At 46.1% G+C, this 21,509-nt stretch carries 17 protein-coding genes and 2 pseudogenes; 8 read left to right on the top strand and 11 right to left on the bottom strand.

Annotated features, from left to right (window positions below; genetic code table 11):
* The first annotated feature begins 2 nt into the window (after positions 1-2).
* Positions 3-1,010 carry a phosphotransferase family protein gene (locus CBI31_RS06485; RefSeq protein ID WP_088525576.1) on the top strand — a complete coding sequence of 336 codons (1,008 nt, stop codon included), beginning with the start codon at positions 3-5 and terminating at the stop codon, positions 1,008-1,010.
* A 2-nt stretch (positions 1,011-1,012) separates the two neighbouring features.
* Here CBI31_RS06485 and CBI31_RS06480 read toward each other — a convergent pair whose 3' ends face one another.
* The 10 genes and pseudogenes from CBI31_RS06480 to dnaA form a co-directional block, all read right to left on the bottom strand.
* Complete coding sequence (locus CBI31_RS06480; protein ID WP_088525575.1) at positions 1,013-1,972, bottom strand: branched-chain amino acid ABC transporter permease; 960 nt, start codon at positions 1,970-1,972, stop codon at positions 1,013-1,015.
* Entirely contained in the window at positions 1,969-2,853 is an 885-nt protein-coding gene (locus CBI31_RS06475) for a branched-chain amino acid ABC transporter permease (RefSeq protein WP_088525574.1), read from the bottom strand. Before CBI31_RS06475 ends, CBI31_RS06480 begins: the two co-directional genes overlap by 4 nt.
* Before the next feature lie 2 nt (positions 2,854-2,855).
* Positions 2,856-4,052, bottom strand: a complete 1,197-nt coding sequence (locus CBI31_RS06470; protein ID WP_088525573.1) for an ABC transporter substrate-binding protein — start codon at positions 4,050-4,052, stop codon at positions 2,856-2,858.
* Between the two features lie 29 nt (positions 4,053-4,081).
* Entirely contained in the window at positions 4,082-4,786 is a 705-nt protein-coding gene (locus CBI31_RS06465) for an ABC transporter ATP-binding protein (RefSeq protein WP_088525572.1), read from the bottom strand.
* The gene (locus tag CBI31_RS06460) at positions 4,783-5,550 is read right to left on the bottom strand and encodes an ABC transporter ATP-binding protein (RefSeq protein ID WP_338047336.1); all 768 of its coding nucleotides are present in this window, start codon (positions 5,548-5,550) and stop codon (positions 4,783-4,785) included. The genes CBI31_RS06465 and CBI31_RS06460 overlap by 4 nt, the downstream gene beginning before the upstream one ends.
* A gap of 88 nt (positions 5,551-5,638) precedes the next feature.
* Positions 5,639-5,863, bottom strand: a complete 225-nt coding sequence (locus CBI31_RS06455; protein ID WP_088525570.1) for a DUF3717 domain-containing protein — start codon at positions 5,861-5,863, stop codon at positions 5,639-5,641.
* 14 nt (positions 5,864-5,877) lie between these two features.
* Positions 5,878-6,373, bottom strand: a pseudogene (locus CBI31_RS06450) (SET domain-containing protein).
* Between the two features lie 2 nt (positions 6,374-6,375).
* Entirely contained in the window at positions 6,376-8,874 is a 2,499-nt protein-coding gene (gene gyrB / locus CBI31_RS06445) for a DNA topoisomerase (ATP-hydrolyzing) subunit B (RefSeq protein ID WP_088525569.1), read from the bottom strand.
* Positions 8,875-8,885: 11 nt separating this feature from the next.
* Entirely contained in the window at positions 8,886-10,001 is a 1,116-nt protein-coding gene (gene dnaN, locus CBI31_RS06440) for a DNA polymerase III subunit beta (RefSeq protein WP_088525568.1), read from the bottom strand.
* A gap of 251 nt (positions 10,002-10,252) precedes the next feature.
* Positions 10,253-11,680 carry a chromosomal replication initiator protein DnaA gene (gene dnaA / locus CBI31_RS06435; RefSeq protein ID WP_088525567.1) on the bottom strand — a complete coding sequence of 476 codons (1,428 nt, stop codon included), beginning with the start codon at positions 11,678-11,680 and terminating at the stop codon, positions 10,253-10,255.
* Positions 11,681-11,902: 222 nt separating this feature from the next.
* Between dnaA and rpmH the strand changes: the two genes are divergently transcribed.
* The 7 genes and pseudogenes from rpmH to mnmC1 all read left to right on the top strand — a co-directional run.
* The gene (gene rpmH / locus CBI31_RS06430; RefSeq protein ID WP_011903922.1) at positions 11,903-12,037 is read left to right on the top strand and encodes a 50S ribosomal protein L34; all 135 of its coding nucleotides are present in this window, start codon (positions 11,903-11,905) and stop codon (positions 12,035-12,037) included.
* Between the two features lie 71 nt (positions 12,038-12,108).
* A complete protein-coding gene (rnpA, locus tag CBI31_RS06425) occupies positions 12,109-12,363 on the top strand; it encodes a ribonuclease P protein component (protein WP_240553773.1) in 255 nt (84 codons plus the stop codon).
* A 1-nt stretch (position 12,364) separates the two neighbouring features.
* Entirely contained in the window at positions 12,365-12,598 is a 234-nt protein-coding gene (gene yidD / locus CBI31_RS06420; protein WP_088525565.1) for a membrane protein insertion efficiency factor YidD, read from the top strand.
* A 15-nt stretch (positions 12,599-12,613) separates the two neighbouring features.
* On the top strand, positions 12,614-14,326 hold the full coding sequence (yidC, locus tag CBI31_RS06415; protein WP_088525564.1) for a membrane protein insertase YidC: 1,713 nt from the start codon (positions 12,614-12,616) through the stop codon (positions 14,324-14,326).
* A 20-nt stretch (positions 14,327-14,346) separates the two neighbouring features.
* Positions 14,347-15,702, top strand: coding sequence for a tRNA uridine-5-carboxymethylaminomethyl(34) synthesis GTPase MnmE (mnmE, locus tag CBI31_RS06410; protein ID WP_169709866.1), 1,356 nt, complete (start codon positions 14,347-14,349; stop codon positions 15,700-15,702).
* Positions 15,703-15,789: 87 nt separating this feature from the next.
* Complete coding sequence (locus tag CBI31_RS06405; protein WP_088525562.1) at positions 15,790-17,655, top strand: phosphoenolpyruvate carboxykinase (GTP); 1,866 nt, start codon at positions 15,790-15,792, stop codon at positions 17,653-17,655.
* A gap of 20 nt (positions 17,656-17,675) precedes the next feature.
* Positions 17,676-18,764 (top strand): annotated as a pseudogene (mnmC1, locus tag CBI31_RS10510) (FAD-dependent 5-carboxymethylaminomethyl-2-thiouridine(34) oxidoreductase MnmC1); the annotation flags it as partial.
* Here the strand turns inward: mnmC1 and CBI31_RS06395 are convergent.
* Positions 18,737-21,400 carry a DNA topoisomerase III gene (locus tag CBI31_RS06395; RefSeq protein ID WP_240553771.1) on the bottom strand — a complete coding sequence of 888 codons (2,664 nt, stop codon included), beginning with the start codon at positions 21,398-21,400 and terminating at the stop codon, positions 18,737-18,739. The pseudogene mnmC1 and the gene CBI31_RS06395 sit on opposite strands and share 28 nt — an antisense overlap.
* Between the last annotated feature and the right edge of the window lie 109 nt (positions 21,401-21,509).

Raw genomic sequence — 21,509 nt, 5'->3', positions numbered from 1 at the left:
TTATGCAAACCCTCTCTTTTCAAGAGTCGCTTGGTAAACACTTAAATGCATTAGGCCTCTGCAAAGGCCCCATCGAGCTTAGCCAACTAACTGGTGGCCAATCGAACCCGACATACAAAATTAGTAATGGCAATTCTCATTACGTGCTCAGAAAAAAACCGAGCGGGGCTTTATTACCATCAGCACATGCGGTAGATCGGGAGTATCGAGTGATGAAAGCGCTAGCGGCTACAGACGTTCCCACCCCCCAAATGCTAGCCTATTGTGATGATGAGAGCGTTATTGGAACTGCGTTTTTCATCATGGAATATTTAGATGGGCGCGTCTTTGCAGACCAATCTTTACCTGGGCTCGCGGCCAGTGAACGTCAGCATATTTACGAACAAATGAATCGCACTATCTCTGCCATACATCAGCTAGATTATGTATCGCTTGGATTAGAAACCTTTGGCAAGCCCGGCAATTATTTTTTGCGGCAAATTGCGCGCTGGTCTCGGCAAGTACGAGAAGCCAACATTGCCATTCCAGATTCTCTTAATCGATTAATGGACTGGTTACCCGAGCACATTCCCGCTGAGGACGAAACCTCACTAATCCATGGTGACTTTCGGATGGACAATCTCATCTTTCACAAAACAGATTTACGCATCATTGGTGTTTTAGATTGGGAGCTTTCTACGCTTGGTAACCCACTGGCTGACTTTGCTTACCAATGCATGGCCTGGAGAATCCCGCCGACCCTGTGGCGCGGAATACAAGGCCTTGACTTGATTGCCTTAGGAATTCCTAGTGAATCTGAATATATCGCCATGTATGAGAAACAAGCGGGAAGATCAATTTCAGAGCATTGGCCATTTTTGATGGCTTACAACCTATTCCGGATTTCAGCAATTTTGCATGGCATTACCAAGCGCGCGATGGGTGGCAATGCCAATGCGAGCGATGCAATTGAAAACGGGGCAAAAGCGGGGGCGCTTGCTGATCTTGGCTGGGCTTGTACCCAACAGTAAAGCTATTGCTTTTTAGTAAAGATCCCGACCAGGCCGCGGCGAAAAGCCATTACACAGAAAATAAATATCAGGCCCGTAACAATCGTGACGGATTCGCCCAAAGAGTTAAACCAATTTACACCAGTAATTTGAGCCAAGAAGTTTCCAATCTCGCCCACTCTATGTTCAAGCAGCACAATTACCAACGACCCAACGAACGGGCCCGCCAAGGTACCAACACCACCAACCAAGGTCATCAAAATAACTAGGCCAGACATTGACCAGTGCACATCTGTCAATGTCTCAAAACCCAACACCAAAGCTTGAACGGCTCCAGCCAAACCGGCCAGCGCAGCAGACAAAATAAATACTAAAAACTTAAAGCGATTGACGTTGTAACCCAGAGATATTGCACGTGGTTCGTTTTCTTTAATCGCCTTAAGGATCTGCCCAAACGGGGAAGAGATAATCCTAGAAATAAATAAGAATCCGGCAAGCACCGTAGCTAAAACACAGTAGTAAAGATTCAAGTCAGCCTGCAAGTCAATTAAGCCAAACAGCTCGCCCCTTGGAATGCCCTGAAAACCATCCTCACCGCCAGAAGCTGGGGCTTGCAGGCAAATAAAGTAAAACATTTGCGCTAAGGCCAAAGTAATCATCGAAAAGTAAATGCCTTGTCTTCTAATTGCAAGGCCGCCAATCAAGGCGCCCAAGGCTGCTGCAAACAGAACGCCAAGAATGATTGCGCCGCCAGGGCCAACGCCCATGTCGCGCATCAAATATCCCGCACAGTACCCAGCGCCACCAAAAAATGCGGCATGACCGAAAGATAAAAGCCCTGTGTAGCCCAACAATAAATTAAATGCTGCCGCAAAAAGAGCGAAGCACAAAATCTTCATCAGGAAAATGGGATAAGCAAAAAATGGTGCCGCTATTGCGACAGCAAGAATGGCCAGAAAAAGCCAGAACTTAAATGATTTCATTTTTCGCGCCCAAACAGGCCTGCTGGCCTAAAGAGCAAAACAATCACCATGATCGCAAACACCACGGTACTTGAAGCCTCTGGATAAAACACCTTGGTTAAACCCTCAACTAAACCCAATCCTAAGCCGGTAACAATTGAGCCCATGATAGAACCCATGCCCCCAATCACCACCACAGCAAAAACAACAATGATGAGGTTAGAGCCCATCAAAGGCGAAACCTGAATGATCGGCGCTGCGAGCACGCCTGAAAAAGCTGCGAGCGCCACTCCAAACCCGTAAGTCAATGTTGTCATCAGAGGAAAGTTCACTCCAAATGCCTGAACGAGTGTTGGGTTTTCTGTGCCAGCGCGCAAATAGGCGCCAATGCTAGTTTTTTCTATCACGTACCAAGTAGCAAAACACACCGTTAGGGAAGCAAACACCACCCATGCGCGATAGTTTGGCAAAACCATAAATCCTAAATCGGTGGCCCCACGTAAGGCATCGGGAGCACTATATGACAAGCCCGAAGCGCCATATATGGAGCGCAGCACGCCCTCTATAAAAAGCGTTAAACCAAAAGTCAACAACAATCCATACAAATGATCGAGCTTATACAAATGCCTTAGCAATAAACGCTCAATCACAATACCAATCAAGCCAACAACGATTGGCGCCAATATCAGCATCACCCAATAATTGATTCCAAAATATTGTCCGGCCATCCAAGTCACAATGGCGCCCAACATAAACATGGCGCCATGTGAAAAGTTAATAACATTTAAAAGGCCAAAGATCACCGCCAATCCCAAACTGAGGATTGCATAGAAACTGCCGTTAACCAGCCCCAAAAGGAGCTGGCTTAACAAGGCGGAAATAGAAAGGCCGAAGATTTCCAAGATTACTTATTGCCGCACTGAGAATAGGCCTCTGGAGCAAAAGCTTTCTCACCAGGTACGGTAGCAACTAGCTTGTAGTAATCCCATGGGCTTTTAACTTCGCTTGGTGTTTTAACTTCAAACAAGTACATGTCGTGAACCATGGTTCCGTCCTTGCGGATATAACCGTTTTTTGTAAACATATCGTTAATTTTGACCTTGCGTAATTGCTGCATCACCTTGTCTGAATCGCTGGTACCAGCCGCTTTAACAGCATTCAAATAAGTCATCGTAGATGAATAATTTCCTGCCTGAACCATCGTTGGCATACGCTTCATTTTTTCAAAGAAGCGTTTTGCAAACTTGCGAGTCTGGTCATTCTGATCCCAATACCAGGCTTCAGTAGCAAGCAAACCTTGTGCATTTTGGATACCAATTGCGTGTACATCAGTAATAAACACCAACAAACCAGCAATCTTCATGGTTTTGGTAATGCCAAACTCATTGGCGGCCTTCACGGAATTAATTGTGTCGCCACCTGCATTCGCTAAACCCAAAACTTGGGCTTTTGAAGCTTGTGCTTGCAATAAATAAGATGAAAAATCACTCGCATTTAGTGGGTGCTTCGAAGTTCCCAAAACCTTTCCACCGCTCGCATTAATCACGTTAGTTGCATCTTTCTCAAGTGCATAGCCAAACGCATAGTCAGCAGTCAAAAAATACCAAGTCTTCAAACCTTTATCCATCATCCCCTTGGCCGAGCCGTTTGCCAAAGCAACCGTGTCATAGGTGTAATGAATGGTGTATGGGGTGCACTGCTCATTGGTTAATGCAGAAGTACCGGCGCCGTTGTTAATGTAAATCCGTTTTTTTTCTGCAGCCACCTTTGAAGTTGCCAGCGCAGTTCCCGAGTTAGTTCCACCAAATACAACAGTAACGCCGTCCTGGTCAATCCACTCTCTAGTTTTAGATGCAGCAATATCTGCTTTGTTTTGGTGGTCGGCAGAAACGACTTCAATTTTTTTACCTAAAACAGTACCACCAAAGTCGGCAATGGCCATCTTGATCGCCTCCAAACCCCCCTGACCATCAATATCTGAATACAAGCCAGAGATATCAGTAATAAAGCCGATTTTGACGGCAGATGGGTCCGCCGCATTTGCACCGCTAGAAACTGCAGCCAAAGCCGCCACCGCCATAGAAATTAAAGTCCGTTTCATTATTTTTTCCTTTAAAAATAAACTCTCAACTAAACGCCTAAATACCCGTTTAAGACCTCGGCCTTCGCCTTTAAGTCCGCCCTCTCAACCACCTCTACTATCAACCCGCTTTCAACTACATAATGTCTGTCTGCAAGCTCAGCCGCAAATCTAAAGTTTTGCTCTACCAACACAATCGTAAAGCCCTTATTCCTTAATTTAGTAACCACTTCGCCCAGCTTTTCAACAATGACGGGCGCAAGGCCTTCAGTGATCTCATCTAGCAACAACAGTTTGGCGCCAGTTCTTAAAATTCGAGCCATTGCTAACATTTGCTGCTCGCCACCAGAAAGCCTAGTACCGGGGCTATTCCGTCTTTCATAAAGATTGGGAAACATCTCATAAATTTCTTCTAACTCCATCCCACCAGAAGAAACTTTTGGTGGGAGCAGTAGGTTTTCTTGGGCATCTAAGCTGCCAAAAATTCCTCTCTCTTCTGGGCAGTAACCAATGCCCAGGCGAGCAATTTGATAGGTTGGGAGATCAACAGTCTCCACTCCAAAAACATTAATAACGCCCTTGCGCCTACTGGTCATGCCTAGAATCGTTTTAAGAATGGTGCTTCTGCCAGCACCATTTCTACCTAAAAGCGTTACAACCTCGCCATCGCGCACCGCAAAATTGACGCCATGCAAAATATGGGACTCCCCATACCAAGACTCTAAATTTTTAACCTCTAGCGCCATGCTGCTCATAAATTGTCGCCCCCGTGGCTGCCCATGTAGGCCTCAACTACGAGTGGGTTTTTAGAAACCTCTTGATATGAGCCTTCTGCCAAAACGGCCCCGCGCTGGAGAACGGTAATCCGATCAGCAATCGAGGCAACAACTTTCATATTGTGCTCAACCATCAAAATAGTCCGGCCCTTAGCAACGCGATCAATTAACTCTGTTACGCGCTCAACATCCTCGTGGCCCATGCCTTGCGTCGGCTCATCTAAGAGCATTAGCTCTGGCTCCATGGCTAAGGTGGTTGCAATTTCGAGTGCTCGCTTACGCCCATAAGCCAGGTTTAGGGTTTGCTCATGGGCAAACTCCTCCAGGCCAACCTCATGAAGAAGTTCTAGGGCCCGATCGTTGAGAACATTAAGGGAGTCGCCAGACCTCCAAAAATAAAACTCTGTCCCCAGCTCTCGCTGCAGTGCAACACGAACGTTTTCTAAAACAGTTAAATGGGGGAAAACTGCAGAAATTTGAAAAGAGCGAATAATTCCGCGACGGGCAATTAAGGCTGGGGCCTCGCTTGTGATGTCTACGCCATTAAATAGAATTTGACCACTACTAGGCTCTAAGAATTTAGTGAGCAAATTGAAGCAAGTGGTTTTACCGGCACCATTTGGACCTATTAGGGCGTGAATAGCCCCTCGAGCAACCTTGAGGTTTACGTCGGTCACCGCAGAAAACCCCTTAAAGGACTTTCCTAATCCAATTGTCTCTAATATTGTTTCTGGCAAACTTATGTCCTCTGCCCCCAAGCGGGGCAAGATGTTGAGGATAACCCAAGATAGCCTTGCTTTATATAGCGATAACCCTAAATAAGAGGTTTGATTAAGGGGCTTTAGTGATTTTTTGAAAGCCCTGAATTGCCGCCTGTGCAGCGCCATCTAAAACATCCATTGGGACGCGCTGGGATCCTTGGACAATCATCAAGGCATAAGGCTTTGCAAGGGCAGAGGCCTCGGAACACAAACGCAACTCCTCACCTTCTGCGGGCGACTGACTCCGCCAATAATTAATCGCGGCCTCAAGCTCTTGAATGCTGACATACAACATGTGTATTGGGTGCCTTACTTACCCTTGAGGGCAAGCATGGTGCCACGACATTTTTTTGGCACCACAGCGACACTCATAATCTTTTTTCATTTGCTTGGTAATGCGGCCCTCTATGTCGAGGGAGTAGTCATAAAAAAGCTCTTCGCCAACCTTGAGGTCGCGCTTGGCATAAATAAAAACACGGGGCTCGCCCTTATAAATACCCTCTTTCGTCTCGCAGATTGGCTTACAAGAATGGTTGATCCAACGCGCAGCATTGCCGCCATACTTTGCATCAATTACACGGCCATCATCCAAAGAAAAGTAAAACGTATGGTTTGGATCCTTCTTGTCGTGGGGGTGGCGCTTGATGGCCAGCTTCCAACTAATGCGCTCACCCTTGTACTCAATAATGGCTTGGCCTTTTTTGATTGGCTTTGCTACAAAAACACCCTTGCCATGTATGGGTGAGGATTTCACAACAATAGAAGATCTATCCACCTTAGGTGGTGTTATTTTTTTTGATTTCATATTTAAACGTCTAGGTTGCGCGCAATGAGTGCATTTTTTTCAATAAATGCTCGGCGAGGCTCAACCTCATCCCCCATCAATGTTGTAAAGACTTGATCTGCTGCAATAGCGTCTTCGATCTTCACTTGTAATAAGGTGCGTGAGCTGGCATCCATGGTGGTTTCCCACAGCTGCGATGGGTTCATCTCGCCCAAGCCCTTATAGCGTTGACGACTCAGAACGCGCTCAGCCTCTGACAACAACCAAGAGAATGCGGCCCTAAAGTCGCCAATAGTTTGTTCTTTTTGATTCTTGTCGGGATCGCCACGACGAACTTTTGAGCCCGGCAAAACTTTGCCCGACAAAACAGCGGCAGCATTAGCAAGACTCTGATAATCATCCCCATGGACAAAGTCAGAATTAATTGATGACAGCTTGAGGTTGCCATGGATGCGCCGCGATAACAACAATCTAAAGCGCTCAGTACGATCCTCTTTTTGCACAATGATTTCGGGTGGTAGAGCCAACGGGTTTAGTGATGCTGCCAAAGCAACCCTTAGGCGGTCAGCAGAATCATTTGCAGATTTCTCAGTATCTAAATTTAATTGGGTGCCCGAGGCAATTGCCCTCAACGCATCTTCGTCGATTGTGCGAGATAGGCGATCAACAATTGATTGAATAACTTGATAGTGTTTGGCCAGCTCGTTTAAGGCAGCGCCCTCAACTATTTCGCCGGTAGGTGTTTGTAGGGAAGCGGTTTCTAGTGCTATTTTTAGCAAGAGTTGATTAAGCTCCACATCATCTTTTATATATTGCTCGCTCTTACCGAATTTCACTTTGTAAAGCGGTGGTTGCGCAATGTAAATGTGCCCGCGCTCAATTAACTCCGGCATCTGCCTATAAAAGAAGGTGAGTAGCAGTGTGCGGATGTGGCTACCGTCAACGTCAGCGTCGGTCATGATGATGATACGGTGATAGCGAAGTTTGTCCGCTTTATATTCTTCAATGCCGATGCCCGTCCCGAGAACGGTAATTAAGGTAACAACTTCTTGGCTCGCCAGCATTTTGTCAAAGCGGGCCTTTTCTACGTTCAGGATTTTTCCTTTTAAGGGGAGAATTGCCTGAAAGCGACGATCACGCCCTTGCTTGGCGGAGCCGCCGGCGGAGTCGCCCTCAACAATAAACAGCTCTGATTTGGTGGGGTCTTTTTCTTGGCAGTCGGCCAACTTTCCAGGAAGGCCAAGACCGTCCAACACACCCTTGCGTCTTGTCATGTCGCGAGCTTTGCGAGCGGCTTCGCGCGCTCGTGCAGCGTCGACAATTTTTCCACAAAGAATTTTTGCGTCTGCTGGGCGCTCTTGCAAATATGCCGAAAGCGCCTCTGCAACGATCTCTTCTATTGGCCCACGAACCTCACTAGAAACTAATTTATCTTTTGTTTGGCTTGAGAATTTTGGCTCTGGCACCTTGACTGATAGAACGCAAGTTAAGCCTTCCCGCATGTCATCACCAGAAATTTCTACCTTCGCTTTTTTAGCAACCTCATGCTCATCAATATACTTATTGATAACGCGGGTCATTGCTGCGCGCAGGCCTGTTAAATGTGTGCCGCCATCGCGCTGAGGGATGTTGTTTGTAAAACAAAGCACTTGTTCACTAAAGCTGTCATTCCACTGCATTGATACTTCAGCGGTAATTTGTCCACCAAGATCAGATGGGCGAACACCTTCCGCATAAAAAATGTTGGGATGTAAAACGTTTTTGGTTTGGTTGATGTACTCAACAAAACCTTTCACTCCACCCGAAAAGGCAAAGTCTTCTTCTTGGCCCGTGCGCTGATCAATTAGTTTGATGTGTACGCCATTATTTAAAAATGAAAGTTCGCGAATGCGCTTTACAAGAATTTCATAATGAAACTCTACGTTTCCAAAAATGGTCTCGTCAGCCAAGAAATGAACTTCTGTTCCCGATAGCTCTGTATCACCTGTAACGGTAATGGGAGATACAGCAACGCCGTTCTCCTCTTGAATATTGCGATTTTTAATAACGCCGCGCTCAAACTCCATATAGTGGGCTTTTCCGTCGCGACGAATGGTGAGTTTTAGCCATTTAGACAATGCGTTTACACAGCTTACGCCCACACCGTGCAGGCCGCCTGAAACCTTGTAGCTGTTTTGGTCAAACTTACCACCCGCATGAAGCTCGGTCATCACAATTTCAGCCGCGCTGCGCTTTGGCTCATGCTTATCGTCGTGTTTAATCCCGGTTGGAACGCCACGTCCATTATCAACAATGGAGATAGAGTTGTCGGTTTGAATAACAACGGTAATTTCTGAGCAATAGCCAGCCAAGGCCTCGTCAATCGAGTTATCTAAAACCTCAAAAACTAGATGATGTAATCCTGTTCCGTCGGAGGTGTCTCCGATATACATTCCAGGGCGCTTACGTACAGCCTCAAGTCCCTCTAAGATTTGAATCGATGCGGCGCCGTACTGCTCTACTACTTTTTTTTCTTCAGTCATTTTTTTCTAAGTTAAATACGCATTGGCATCACGACATACTTAAAGCTCTCTGAGCCAGGCAGAGTAATTACGGCGCTACTATTTGCATCGCCCAAACTAATTTGAATTTTTTCGTTCTTTAGATTAGATAAAACATCCAATAAATAACTTACATTAAAGCCAATCTCTACAGTCTCGCCACTGTACTCGGTTTCAATATCCTCTTGGGCCTCTTCTTGTTCGGCATTAGTAGATTGGACGGTGATACGGTTTGGTGATAAAGAAAAGCGAACACCTTTAAATTTATCTGTAGTTAGAATAGCTGCGCGCTGAAGCGCTGCTTGCAATACGTCACGACCAACAACCAGTGTATTTTTGTGTCCCTTAGGGATAACTCTTTGGAAGTCCGGGAACTTACCTTCGACTAACTTAGAAATTAATTCAATGTCTCCAAACGCAAACTTCACCTGGTTGGTTGTTAGGCTTATTTCCAAGGGCTCATCCGAATCCTCTAAAAGATGTTGGCACTCTAAAATAGTTTTTCGAGGAATAATAATTTCCTGTCTTTGCCCAAGGCCTGATGGTGCTTCGGCTAATTCAACTTGGGAGTAGGCAAGACGGTGGCCATCTGTTGCAACCGCCACAACCTCCTTACCCTCTACAACTAACAACATTCCATTTAGGTAGTAACGAATGTCCTGCTGCGCCATCGAAAAATGAACCTGGCTAATGAGCTGACGAAAACTTTTTTGCGACATCTTCCACGTAGCAGTAACTTCACCAACACTTTGCATTACTGGAAACTCAGCGGCCGATAGAGTTTGCAGTGAGAAACGGCTTTTGCCGCTCTGAACAACCATGCGGTTATCTTTTAGGTTAAGAGAAACTGGGCCCTCTGGGAGTGCGCGCAAAATATCAAGCAGTTTTCTGGCGGCAACCGTTGTTGTTGCCTCTTCTGTACTAACACCAAAATTTGCGTTCGTGGTGATTTGAATTTCAATATCAGTTGAGATAAAAGAAACTTTTTCACCACTTTTTTTAAATAGTAGGTTTGCCAAAATTGGCAGCGTGTGTCTACGTTCAACAATTCCACTAACAACCTGCAGGGGTTTTAGTAAGTTATCGCGAGAAGTGTTAACGAGTTGCATTGCTTTTAAATCCTTGTATATATCTTATTAGTAGTAGTAATAAGGCTTCTTATTTTAGTGGATAAGTCAAAAAAGCCATATAAATCAGCGCATTGAAAGACAAAAAAACTGTGGAAAACCCCTGTATAAGTACCGCATAAAAAGTGAACAACTTTCTTTCAACATCCTATTTTTGCATGAAGCCCGGACTTTCCACAACTTATCCACATACAATCCCCAAACTTATCCTATGGCTTATCCACAAGTAAAAACTAAGCCTTTAAGGTTTGTTCAATAACATGAATTTCATGGTTTAGCTGCCCATCATGGGCCCTCTCCTCCGCTATCTTGCGAACCGCATGCAAAACAGTCGTGTGGTCCCTGCCACCAAAAAGCTCGCCAATCTCCGGAAGGCTTTTTTGGGTCAACTCTTTGGCCATAAACATGGCAATTTGGCGTGGGCGCGCAATATTGGCAGGCCGCTTTTTCGAGTACATATCAGCAACTTTAATGCTGTAAAAATCAGCAACAGACTTTTGAATATTTTCGACAGATATTTGACGGTTTTGTATTGAGAGGAGGTCCTTCAGTGCCGCTCTAGCAACCTCAATGGTGACCTCGCGCCCGTGAAAGCGAACAAAGGCCAATATCTTTCGCAGCGCACCCTCAAGCTCGCGCACGTTTGAACGCAAATGCTTCGCCACAAAGAAAGCAACATCCTCACTCATGGGGATGCCCTCACTAATTGCCTTTTTCATCAAAATAGCAACTCGCATTTCCAGTTCTGGCGGCTCAATCGCTACCGTCAAACCAGAATCAAAGCGCGAAATTAAGCGATCATCAATACCAGCCATTTCTTTTGGGTAGGTATCACTGGTAATGATGACTTGGGCCTTGTTGCTAAGCAGTGCCTCAAAGGCATAGAAAAACTCTTCTTGAGTTCTCGACTTACCGCTAAAAAATTGAATATCGTCAATTAATAAAAGGTCTAGCGAGTGGTAGTAGCGCTTAAAGCGATCAAACGCTTTTTGTTGATAAGCGCGCACCACATCTGAGACATATTGTTCGGCATGTATATAGCGAATGCGGGCGTTGGGCTTCTCTTTTAAAAGGTGGTTGCCAATTGCATGAATTAGGTGGGTCTTGCCAAGCCCTACCCCACCATATAAAAACATGGGGTTGTATGAGCTACCGGGGTTATGCGCAACCTGAATTGATGCCGCCCTGGCAAGCTGGTTTGCTTTACCGGTAACAAAGGTTTCAAAGGTAAGGTTGGGGTTAAGTTTTGAATGATCTTCAATCTCAAACGCACCCTCATCTAGTGAAGTGGCGGCTTCGACCACACTATTTTGTTGGGGTTCGGCTACTAAAATCTCGAGTGCCGCCGGGGTCGCAACCGACGGTGCACCCATGTCAAGATCAAGTACAAAACTAACATTTATAGGCAGACCAAAATACTGTGAGGCCAGCTCCTGGAAGCGGTCTGCAAACGTTTTCTTGATCCAATCAAGCTTGAACCTGTTTGGAGCGCCAATTGTTAGCAAGTGCTCACTCTCATCAAAAGAAACGAGTGTTAAGGGCTGGATCCATGTTTTAAACTGTTGGGGCGACAACTCACGGGAGAGCGTGCTAACGGCACCATCCCAAAAACCCAGAGGGTTGATTGAATTCAAGGCGGCGGGATTTTGTAGGTTACTCATATTTTTAGAGGATCCATTGTAGCGATGCTGCAAAGTTATCCACAAGCTACAAAAACGTGGAAAAACTGTGGATAACTTGTGTATAAAGACAAAAAAGCCATATAAATTAATGGTTTAAGATAAAACAGAAGCAAAATAGAGAAAAACACCTAGATATTCATCAAGATAGATTGACCTTTTGCCTTGCAACAAGGAAAATAATCGGTTTTCCCAGGATATATCATGAAAAGAACCTACCAACCATCAGTAACACGTCGTAAGCGCACACATGGCTTTCGTATTCGCATGAAAACTAAGAGCGGCCGCGCAGTATTAAACGCACGCCGCGCAAAAGGTCGCAAGCGTTTGGCCGTTTAATTTAACCATTGAACAGCGCCAGGATTTCTGAATTATTAAAAATACACCCTAAAACAAGTTTGTTTTGGGGTATGTATGTTGCACCCACTCAAGACGGGTGCAAACCGGATTTAGGTGTTGCGGTAGCTAAAAAATTAGCAAAAAGAGCTGTCGACCGCAATCGCCTAAAGAGAATGATTCGAGAGTTGGTTTGGACTGCGCAAGCCAACACACTGAACAAAGATGTGGTGGTCAAGCTAAAAAAACCAATTGGTCGCCAAACGCAGGGCAGGCTCAGAAAAAAAGAAAAAGAACTTCTGCGCTCAGAGATCTTGGAATTAATTTAAAGTGCGATTTCTAAATAATGCCGCTGTAAAGTTGGTCAAAATTTATCAACTGGCTTTGAGCCCCTACCTGGGCATGCAATGTAAATATGTACCAAGCTGCTCTCAATATGCCTGCGACTGTTTCAATCATTATGGATTTACCAAAAGCTTAGGCCTGGTTGGTTGGCGCATTCTGCGCTGTAACCCATGGTCACACGGTGGTTATGATCCTGCAGTAAAACAAACATCTCCTTAACTTAAGTGAATACAAATGGACTTTAAAAAAACAATTCTTTGGGCAGTGTTCTCGATGTCGGGCCTGATGCTCTACAGCAATTGGCAGGTTCATGAGGGTAAACCATCTTTATTTGGCGGAACGCCCGTCAGTGCAACAGCGCCTTCAGAAAAGTCCACCACAAACAGCAAAGCAGATCTCCCAACTCAAATATCAGCTGCGCCAGCAATCGCTACAGCTCCGATTGTTACCTCAGGCGCAATTGAGGGCGCGGAAAAATTCACATTAAAAAATGATGTGTTGGTGTTAGAAATTAGTGCTAATGGCGCCAATGTCATCGATGCGAAATTACTGAAAGCGTTGACCGCTGACAATAAACCGATTGAGCTGTTTCAATACACGCCAAACCACAAATATTTTGCACGCTCTGGCTTGATTTCTCTAAATAACAATGATTTGCCAAATCACACCAGTACATTTAAGTTAACTCAATCTGGTAAAGACGGGGCTGGACGACCCTTTCTTACTCTTGCTAGTGATCGCAACGGGGTTAAGCTAGAAAAAACTTTCAGCCTTAACCCTGGAAGTTATGTTGTTGAGGTTGATCACCGCGTTACTCAGTCAAGCAGCAATGCTACTCCCTTAGTTCTCTATACAGAGCTAGTGCGTGATGGCAGTCAAGAGCAAAAAATTGGCCCGTTTGATGGCGCTTTTTCGGCGAGCACATTTACTGGCCCGGCTGTTTATACCGATAAAGAAAAATTCAATAAATTAGAATTTACGGCGATTGATAAAAATAAAATCACAACCCCAACCCAAGTTCCTGCTGGAGACCCGGGCTGGATTGCAATGGTGCAGCATTATTTTGCTGGCGCATGGATTCCAAGCGATAAATTTGCTCGCGACATTTATGCTGGAAAAATTGATAACGGTTTATATCGCATAGGCATGCAAACGCCGCTTGGAGTAGTTGCCCAAGGCTCAACGGTTGTTGAAAAGTCCCGCCTCTTCGTTGGGCCACAAGAGGAAAGCGTTCTAGAAACGATTGCACCTGGTTTTGAGTTGCTGAAAGATTACGGCTATTTGACTATTTTGGCAAAACCCATTTTTTGGCTCTTGGAAAAAATTCATGGCTATGTTGGAAATTGGGGCTGGTCAATTATTCTCCTCACGGTTTTGATCAAGTTAGTGTTCTTCCCCCTCTCTGCGGCAAGCTATAAATCTATGGCGCGCATGAAAGAGGTGCAACCACGATTAATGGCCATGAGAGACCAATACAAGGGCGATCCACAGAAGTTAAACCAAGCGATGATGGAGATGTATCGCAAAGAGAAAATCAATCCACTGGGGGGGTGTTTGCCAGTGGTAGTTCAGATCCCAGTATTTATTGCTTTGTATTGGGTGTTGTTGTCTTCCGTTGAGCTACGCGGCGCCCCTTGGATCTTGTGGGTGCATGACCTATCTTTGCCAGACACCTCAATTAGTGACCTATTGGGCTTTACGCAGCACTTCCCTGTCGGAATTCTGCCGATCATTATGGCCATTTCGATGTATGTGCAAACCAAACTCAATCCAACGCCACCTGATCCAATTCAGGCTAAGGTGATGATGTATATGCCAATTATATTTTCAGTGATGTTCTTTTTCTTCCCGGCTGGCTTGGTCTTGTACTGGGTGGTGAATAACCTGTTGTCGATTGCACAACAATGGCAGATTAACCAAATGTTTGGCAAAAAAGAAGCCAAGTAATTTTTGATGGCATAGCAATGATGACCAGAAAGTTGCCCATCATTGCTGTAGCTACCGCCCCAGGTAGGGCGGGTGTTGGGGTTGTGCGCATTAGCGGACAAAACCTAAGTGCAATTACAAAAGCACTTTTTCAAAAAGTGCTTTCTCCACGACAAGCAAATTTACTCACTTTGCGTGATGCTACAGGTCAAGCTATCGACCAACTCATTGCGATTTATTTTGCTGCGCCAGCTTCATTTACGGGCGAAGATGTCTTAGAGCTGCAGTGTCATGGTGGGCCACAGCTTCTCGAGCTGGTCATGAAGCGCTGTCTTGAGCTCAGCAAAGATGAGGGCTTGGTGATTGCAGAGCCTGGCGAATTTACACTTCGCGCTTATCTGAATAACAAAATCGATTTAGCTCAGGCTGAAGCAATTGCTGATTTAATTGATGCGCAGAGTGAGGCCGCAGTTCGTGGCGCCGCCAGATCACTGCAGGGTATCTTTTCAGAGAACATCAACGATCTGATAGAAGAAATTACACAGCTACGCATTTTGGTTGAATCAACCCTAGACTTTCCTGAAGAAGAAATTGAGTTTCTAGAGAATGCGCAAGCGCGCGAACGTTTAGCCGCAGTGAAAGAGAAATTACAGTCTCTACGCAGCGAGGCCAAGCAGGGAAAAATTTTGCGTGATGGCATCCAGCTAGTTTTGGCAGGCGCCCCCAATGTGGGGAAGAGCTCTTTGCTCAATAGGCTTGCAGGTGAAGAGGTGGCAATCGTGACTCCCATTGCGGGCACTACACGTGATCGCGTGAAGGAAAGCATTACCATCCAGGGCGTACCGATGCACATTATCGATACAGCGGGCTTACGAGCGACGGATGACTTGGTCGAGGCAAAAGGCATTGAAAGATCTTGGGATGCAATTCGCTTGGCAGACCTCGTGATTTTTTTGACTGACCCCAGTTCTGGTGAAGATGGTCTGAAAGAACAAATTCTGCGAGAGCTGCCGCCAAAATGCCCCGTTTTAGAGGCGCTTAATAAATCAGATTTGATGTCATCGGGTTCAGTTGCCCCTCCAAAAGACGCGATTTGGATTTCAGCGAAGACTGGCGAAGGGGTTGAGGCCCTAAAACAGAAGATATTAGAGATGGTGGGCTGGAATGGCTCGCAAGAGGGGGCAATTGTGGCTAGAAGAAGGCATTTAGACTGCCTGGAGCGGGCATCCGAGCATATTGCAAGATCAGAGCAATTCGCTGCAAATGGCAACAATTCGCTCGAATTATTCGCTGAAGAGCTATTTTTAGCGCAAAATCACCTAGGACAAATCACTGGAAAATTGCTTCCAGACGATCTTTTGGGCAAAATTTTTAGCCAATTCTGTATTGGCAAATAAGGCCCCTTTGTATCCGCTTAAAGGGCCAAATATCTCCAAAATGATAAAATCACCGGATTAAAAAATTAAATTTTCACGGGTAAATATATGACTACAGCAACTACTGACCAAATTGATGCGAATGCGCCAGCTTACGTAAAAAACAAGCAATTGATTGGGTGGGTTAGCAAAATGGCCGCCCTTACTAAGCCAGACGCAATCCGTTGGTGTGATGGCTCCCAGGCTGAATATGACGAATTTTGTGAGCTCCTGGTGAAGGCTGGAGTATTTAAGCGCTTAAACCCAAGCAAGCGTAAAAACTCATTTTTAGCCCTTTCAGACCCAGAGGATGTAGCGCGAGTCGAAGACCGAACGTTTATTTGCTCTGCAAAAAAAGACGATGCTGGCCCCACCAATAACTGGGTGGAGCCAAGCGAAATGCGTGCAACACTAAACCCTTTGTTTGATGGCTGCATGCGCGGCAGAACAATGTATGTTGTGCCATTCTCCATGGGCCCAATAGGATCCCCGATTGCTCACATTGGTGTTGAGCTCTCCGACAGCCCTTATGTTGCAATCAATATGCGCCTGATGACCCGCATGGGCAGAGCTGTGATTGATCAGCTGGGCGCTAATGGCGCGTTCGTGCCCTGTGTCCATACTGTTGGCAAGCCCCTAGCCGCTGGCGAAAAGGACGTTGCTTGGCCAAACAACAAGACTAAGTACATTGTTCACTATCCAGAAACCCGTGAGATCTGGTCGTTTGGGTCTGGTTACGGAGGCAATGCATTGTTAGGTAAAAAATGTTTTGCACTGCGTATCGCATCCAATATGGGCCGTGAACAAGGTTGGTTAGCAGAGCATATGTTGATCTTGGGAGTAACTTCACCCGAGGGCAAAAAACATCATATTGCCGCTGCATTCCCATCGGCTTGTGGCAAAACCAATTTCTCTATGATGATTCCACCCAAAGGATTTGATGGCTGGAAGGTCACTACGATTGGTGATGACATTGCATGGATCAAGCCGCGTAAGGATCCGGTTACTGGCAAAACCCGTTTGTTTGCAATTAACCCGGAGTCCGGTTACTTCGGTGTAGCGCCTGGCACAAATCGTCAGACCAATCAAAACTGTATCGACTCTTTAAATCAGGACGTGATCTTCACGAACGTTGGTTTGACTGACGATGGTGATGTTTGGTGGGAAGGCTTGACAGAAACCCCGCCAGCCCATTTGATTGACTGGCAAGGCAAAGACTGGACTCCAGCAGATGGTGCCGCAGGTCGCAAAGCTGCACATCCAAATTCACGTTTTACTGTTGCTGCCACCAACAACCCAGCTGTTGATCCTAAATGGGACGATCCAGAAGGCGTTCCAATTGATGCATTCTTGTTTGGCGGCCGTCGCTCAAACACGGTGCCTTTGGTTAGTGAGGCGCGGGATTGGGTTGAGGGTGTTTACATGGCTGCTACCCTTGGCTCAGAAACGACCGCAGCGATCACTGGTCAAATTGGTGTCGTGCGTCGCGACCCGTTTGCGATGATCGCATTTGCTGGCTACAACATGAGCGACTATTTTCAGCATTGGCTCAATATCGGCAAGAAGTTAGAGGCCGAAGGCGCCGTTTTGCCTAAGATTTATTGCGTTAACTGGTTCCGCAAGGATGAGAATGGCAAATTTGTTTGGCCAGGCTTTGGCGAAAACATGCGCGTGCTTTCTTGGATTTTGGAGCGAGCACAAGGAAAGGCAGAAGGCAAAGAAACGCCTTTTGGCATTTGCCCAGAGCACGGCGATATCCATTGGAATGGCCTAGATTATTCAGCCGAGAAATTTGCTAAAGCCATTCATGTTTCCGTTGATGACTGGAAGAGCGAGTTGAAGCTTCACACCGAATTATTTGATCACCTTGGCGATCGATTACCAAAAGAGCTCAAAGAAACTCGCGCGAAAATTGAACAGCGCTTAAACGCTTAAGCTTTTTTCTAATTAGTTAAATGACCAAACCCCAACACCATGAAATAGTGGTGATAGGGGCAGGCATTTGCGGCGCAACCATCGCAAATGAGTTGCTCCAACTTGGCAAATCTGTATGCATTGTTGATGCTGCATCATCTGCAGCTACCGCCTGTTCAAGTCATGCATATGCTATTGCGCATCCACACATAGGTAGAGGATCGCCGCGTTTATTGCGCTTAACGCGCATCGCCTTTTTGTTGGCTGAGGCTAGATGGGGCAAGGTCTGGAACCAGCACGGTATTTTTCAGCCCAGCAAAAAAGACAAGCACTTTGACCGAGTAGAGGTTGCCAATTATTTGAAGTCATTAGGCCTTGATGAAGATATTGCGGTTGCTTTAGATGCCCAAGAAGCAGAAAAAATTTGTGGCATTAAACAAAATGGGGTGTGGCTTTCTCGTGGAGCATCCTTAAACATATTTGAGGCGAGCAATGCACTACTGCAAGAGCAACAGCATTTAACTTGTTTATGGAACACGCGTGTCGCAAAACTCGAACAAGCTAATGGCAAATGGCTTTTATTGAATGAGGCTGATGAAGTCATTCTTACTGCAGATAAGGTGGTGCTTGCAACGGCAATGGATAGCAAGGTTTTAATGAGCAGTATCGGAATAAAGCTGCCCTTAAAACCTGTGCGTGGACAACTCAGTATTTTTTCAATCAAAAAAGAGGATGCTTGGGCATCAAAATTACCGCGAGTTGGAATATCGGGCGATGGCTATTGTCTTCCTGCCCAGCGGCTTGAGGACGGTAGCTATCGTTGGATGGTTGGCTCTAGTTTTGATGAGGGCGAAGATGATCTGGGCTCAAGAGATAGCAGCGATGCATTCAATCGTGAGCAAGCACAAGGCTTGCTTGCTTATTCTGAAGGAGATCTCAAGGGGCTGATTAAGGCTGGCGATTTTGTTGGGGTGCGCTGCGTTGCCGGCGATCGCTTGCCAATCATTGGCGCGCTTACTCAAAGACCAGGAATCTTTTTAGCTACCGCTTTGGGCTCACGAGGTATTTTATGGTCAGCGCTAGCAGCCAAGCTGATTACCGCTCAGCTGCTAGATGATGACTTTGCTTTGCTTACGCGCTTGGGCTTTGCAGTAGACTTAGTTGCGGCACTAGCCCCCACACGTTTCTTTGCCGGAGCCTTAGCCGCACCTGCAGCTTTGGCTTCAAACTCAAAACCAATTTTGCCATCAGCGCCTAAGGCTAAATAGGCCTTAAAGCCACGACCAGTTCGGTTTGATTTGAAGTTGGTCAAGAGGTCAGTCTTACCTTCTGTCAGCAGTTTTTGCACCTGCTCAGGTGAAATTTCTTGTTGCAAAACTACCTTGCCTGTTTTGAAATCACACGTTTTGCTTGGCCCAGTATTTTTCTCGCAAAGGTAACGCATGCCATCTTCATATACTGCGCCAGAACATTTTGGACAAGCACCCAAAGCCAGGCGACCCGTGAAATCGATTGCCTCAGTTTCTTCATCTTGAGTGTTGCCAAAATCAAACTCAAGCTTGAAGCCCGCATTTGGATAGTCAGCATCATCTTCTGGAATTTCGCTTAACTTAATAATGGCAGCAAATGGGCGACCTATTTTGCTGCGGAAGCCTTGCAGAGGTCCGATTGTTTTCTCACGCAGCAATTCTTCTACTTCAGGATATTCAAACGCCCGCCCGCCCGGAGTTTTACTGATCGTAAAGCCACACTTTTCACAAGCAAAGCGACGATAGTTTTCTTTCACCGAGCCCTTACAGTGCGGGCATGGTGTGGTCAGCGTTGCATAGTCGCCCGGAATAGTATCGCTGTCATATTCCTTGGCGCGTTTGACGATACGCTGAGTCATTTGTGCAATTTCTTGCATGAAGGTATCGCGATTCATTTTGCCCTGCTCAATGAGAGAGAGCTTGTTTTCCCAGCTACCAGTCAAGTCAGGGCGGGTTAGTTCTTCAACATCTAGGCCGCGCAATAAAGTCATTAGCTGAAACGCTTTTGCTGTGGGGATGAGTTCACGCGCCTCGCGCACGATATATCTTTCAGCGAGCAAGCCTTCGATAATTGCTGCGCGCGTTGCAGGCGTTCCCAAACCTTTCTCTGCCATAGCCTCACGCATGTCATCATCATCAACCCATTTGCCGGCGCCTTCCATTGCTGAAAGCAAAGTCGCCTCTGTGTAGCGAGCAGGCGGCTTTGTTTTTAGTGGTACCGCTGCGATCGATTCGCTTTGAACGGCCTCACCCTCTTGAACGGGCACCAACTCATCATCGGCTTGATTTGATTTGCCATAGACGGTGAGGAAGCCAGGATGGACTAGTACGCGACCCTCGGTTTTGAAATGGTGTCCAGAAACCTCGGTAATTCGGGTGGTAACTTTGAATTCGGCAGCAGGATAAAAGACTGCTAAGAAGCGCCGGACCACTAAGTCATATAACTTTGCCTCTGGCTCGCTTAAGGTCTTGGGCGTTTCCAGGGTTGGAATAATGGCAAAGTGATCTGAAATTTTAGAGTTATCAAAGATGCGTTTGTTTGGTTTGATCCAACCATAACCCGCTTTTGATTTTGGATCTTTCGGATCGCCCTTCAGAATTTGATTGGCAAACGCACGATAGTCTTGAGAGTTCTCTGCAAGAATTTCCATGGTTTGTTTAACGGTATCTAAATAGTCTTCTGGCAGTGCTTTTGCATCGGTACGGGGGTACGTTAAAACTTTGTGACGTTCATAAAGCGCTTGCGCAAGACCCAAAGTATTTTTTGCAGAAAAACCAAAACGGGCATTTGCTTCACGTTGTAAGCTGGTGAGATCAAAAAGTTGCGGGGCAAGCTGGGTTGCTGGCTTGGACTCCTCTGTAACACTTGCTTTTTTATCGCGACATGCCGCAACAATGCTTTGCGCTGCAGCCTCACTCCAGAGGCGATTCTCACGTGCATCTGGTTCGGCGACATCTTTCTTGAATTTGGGGTCAAACCAGCGACCCTCATAAACTCCAGCAGCAGCAATAAATTCCGCTTTTACTTCCCAATAATCTTTGGAAATAAACTTACGAATGAGTTCTTCTCGCTCGACAACAATCGAGAGGGTTGGGGTTTGAACGCGACCCACGGTGGTTAAAAAGAAGCCACCACTCTTGCTGTTAAATGCAGTCATGGCACGAGTGCCATTAATGCCAACTAGCCAGTCAGCTTCTGAGCGGCAACGTGCTGCATCAGCAAGCGGTTGCATATCTACATCAGTGCGCAAGTTTGCAAAGCCATCTCGAATTGCTGCTGGAGTCATTGACCGGAGCCACAAACGCTTGACGCTCTGCGATGCTTTTGCATGTTGTGCAATTAAGCGGAAGATCAGCTCGCCTTCGCGTCCCGCGTCACATGCATTAATCAGAGCAGTGATGTCTTTACGCTTGATGAGTTTTTGCAAAACCTTCAGGCGCGATTCTGTTTTTACAATCGGCCGCAAATCAAAATAGGGGGGCACTACCGGCAGGTTAGCGAAAGACCATTTGCCGCGCTTAACATCATGCTCTTCGGGGGCCGCTATTTCTAAGAGATGGCCAACTGCAGAGGAGATAACGAAGTCGTCGTTTTCAAAATAGTCCTCATGCTTAGTAAAGCCGCCCAGGGCCTTAGCAATGTCATTGGCCACAGATGGCTTCTCCGCAATGACGAGGGTCTTTGGGTGATCCACAGATGCGGTCTTGGTGCTGCTTTTAGTAGATGCTTTAGCCACGCGTTTGCCTAAATTTGAGCCTGAAATGATGTTTCTAATAGAAAAAAGATGAACAATTTAAACCAAATCAGGGTTTGGTCAATTGCTTACCCCCTTTTTTATTATTAAC

This window comes from Polynucleobacter campilacus (genome assembly GCF_002206625.1).
In the GTDB taxonomy this organism is placed as follows: domain Bacteria; phylum Pseudomonadota; class Gammaproteobacteria; order Burkholderiales; family Burkholderiaceae; genus Polynucleobacter; species Polynucleobacter campilacus.
The sequence above is the reverse complement of the archived record's forward strand: the minus strand, read 5'-3'. Positions and strand labels throughout refer to the sequence as shown.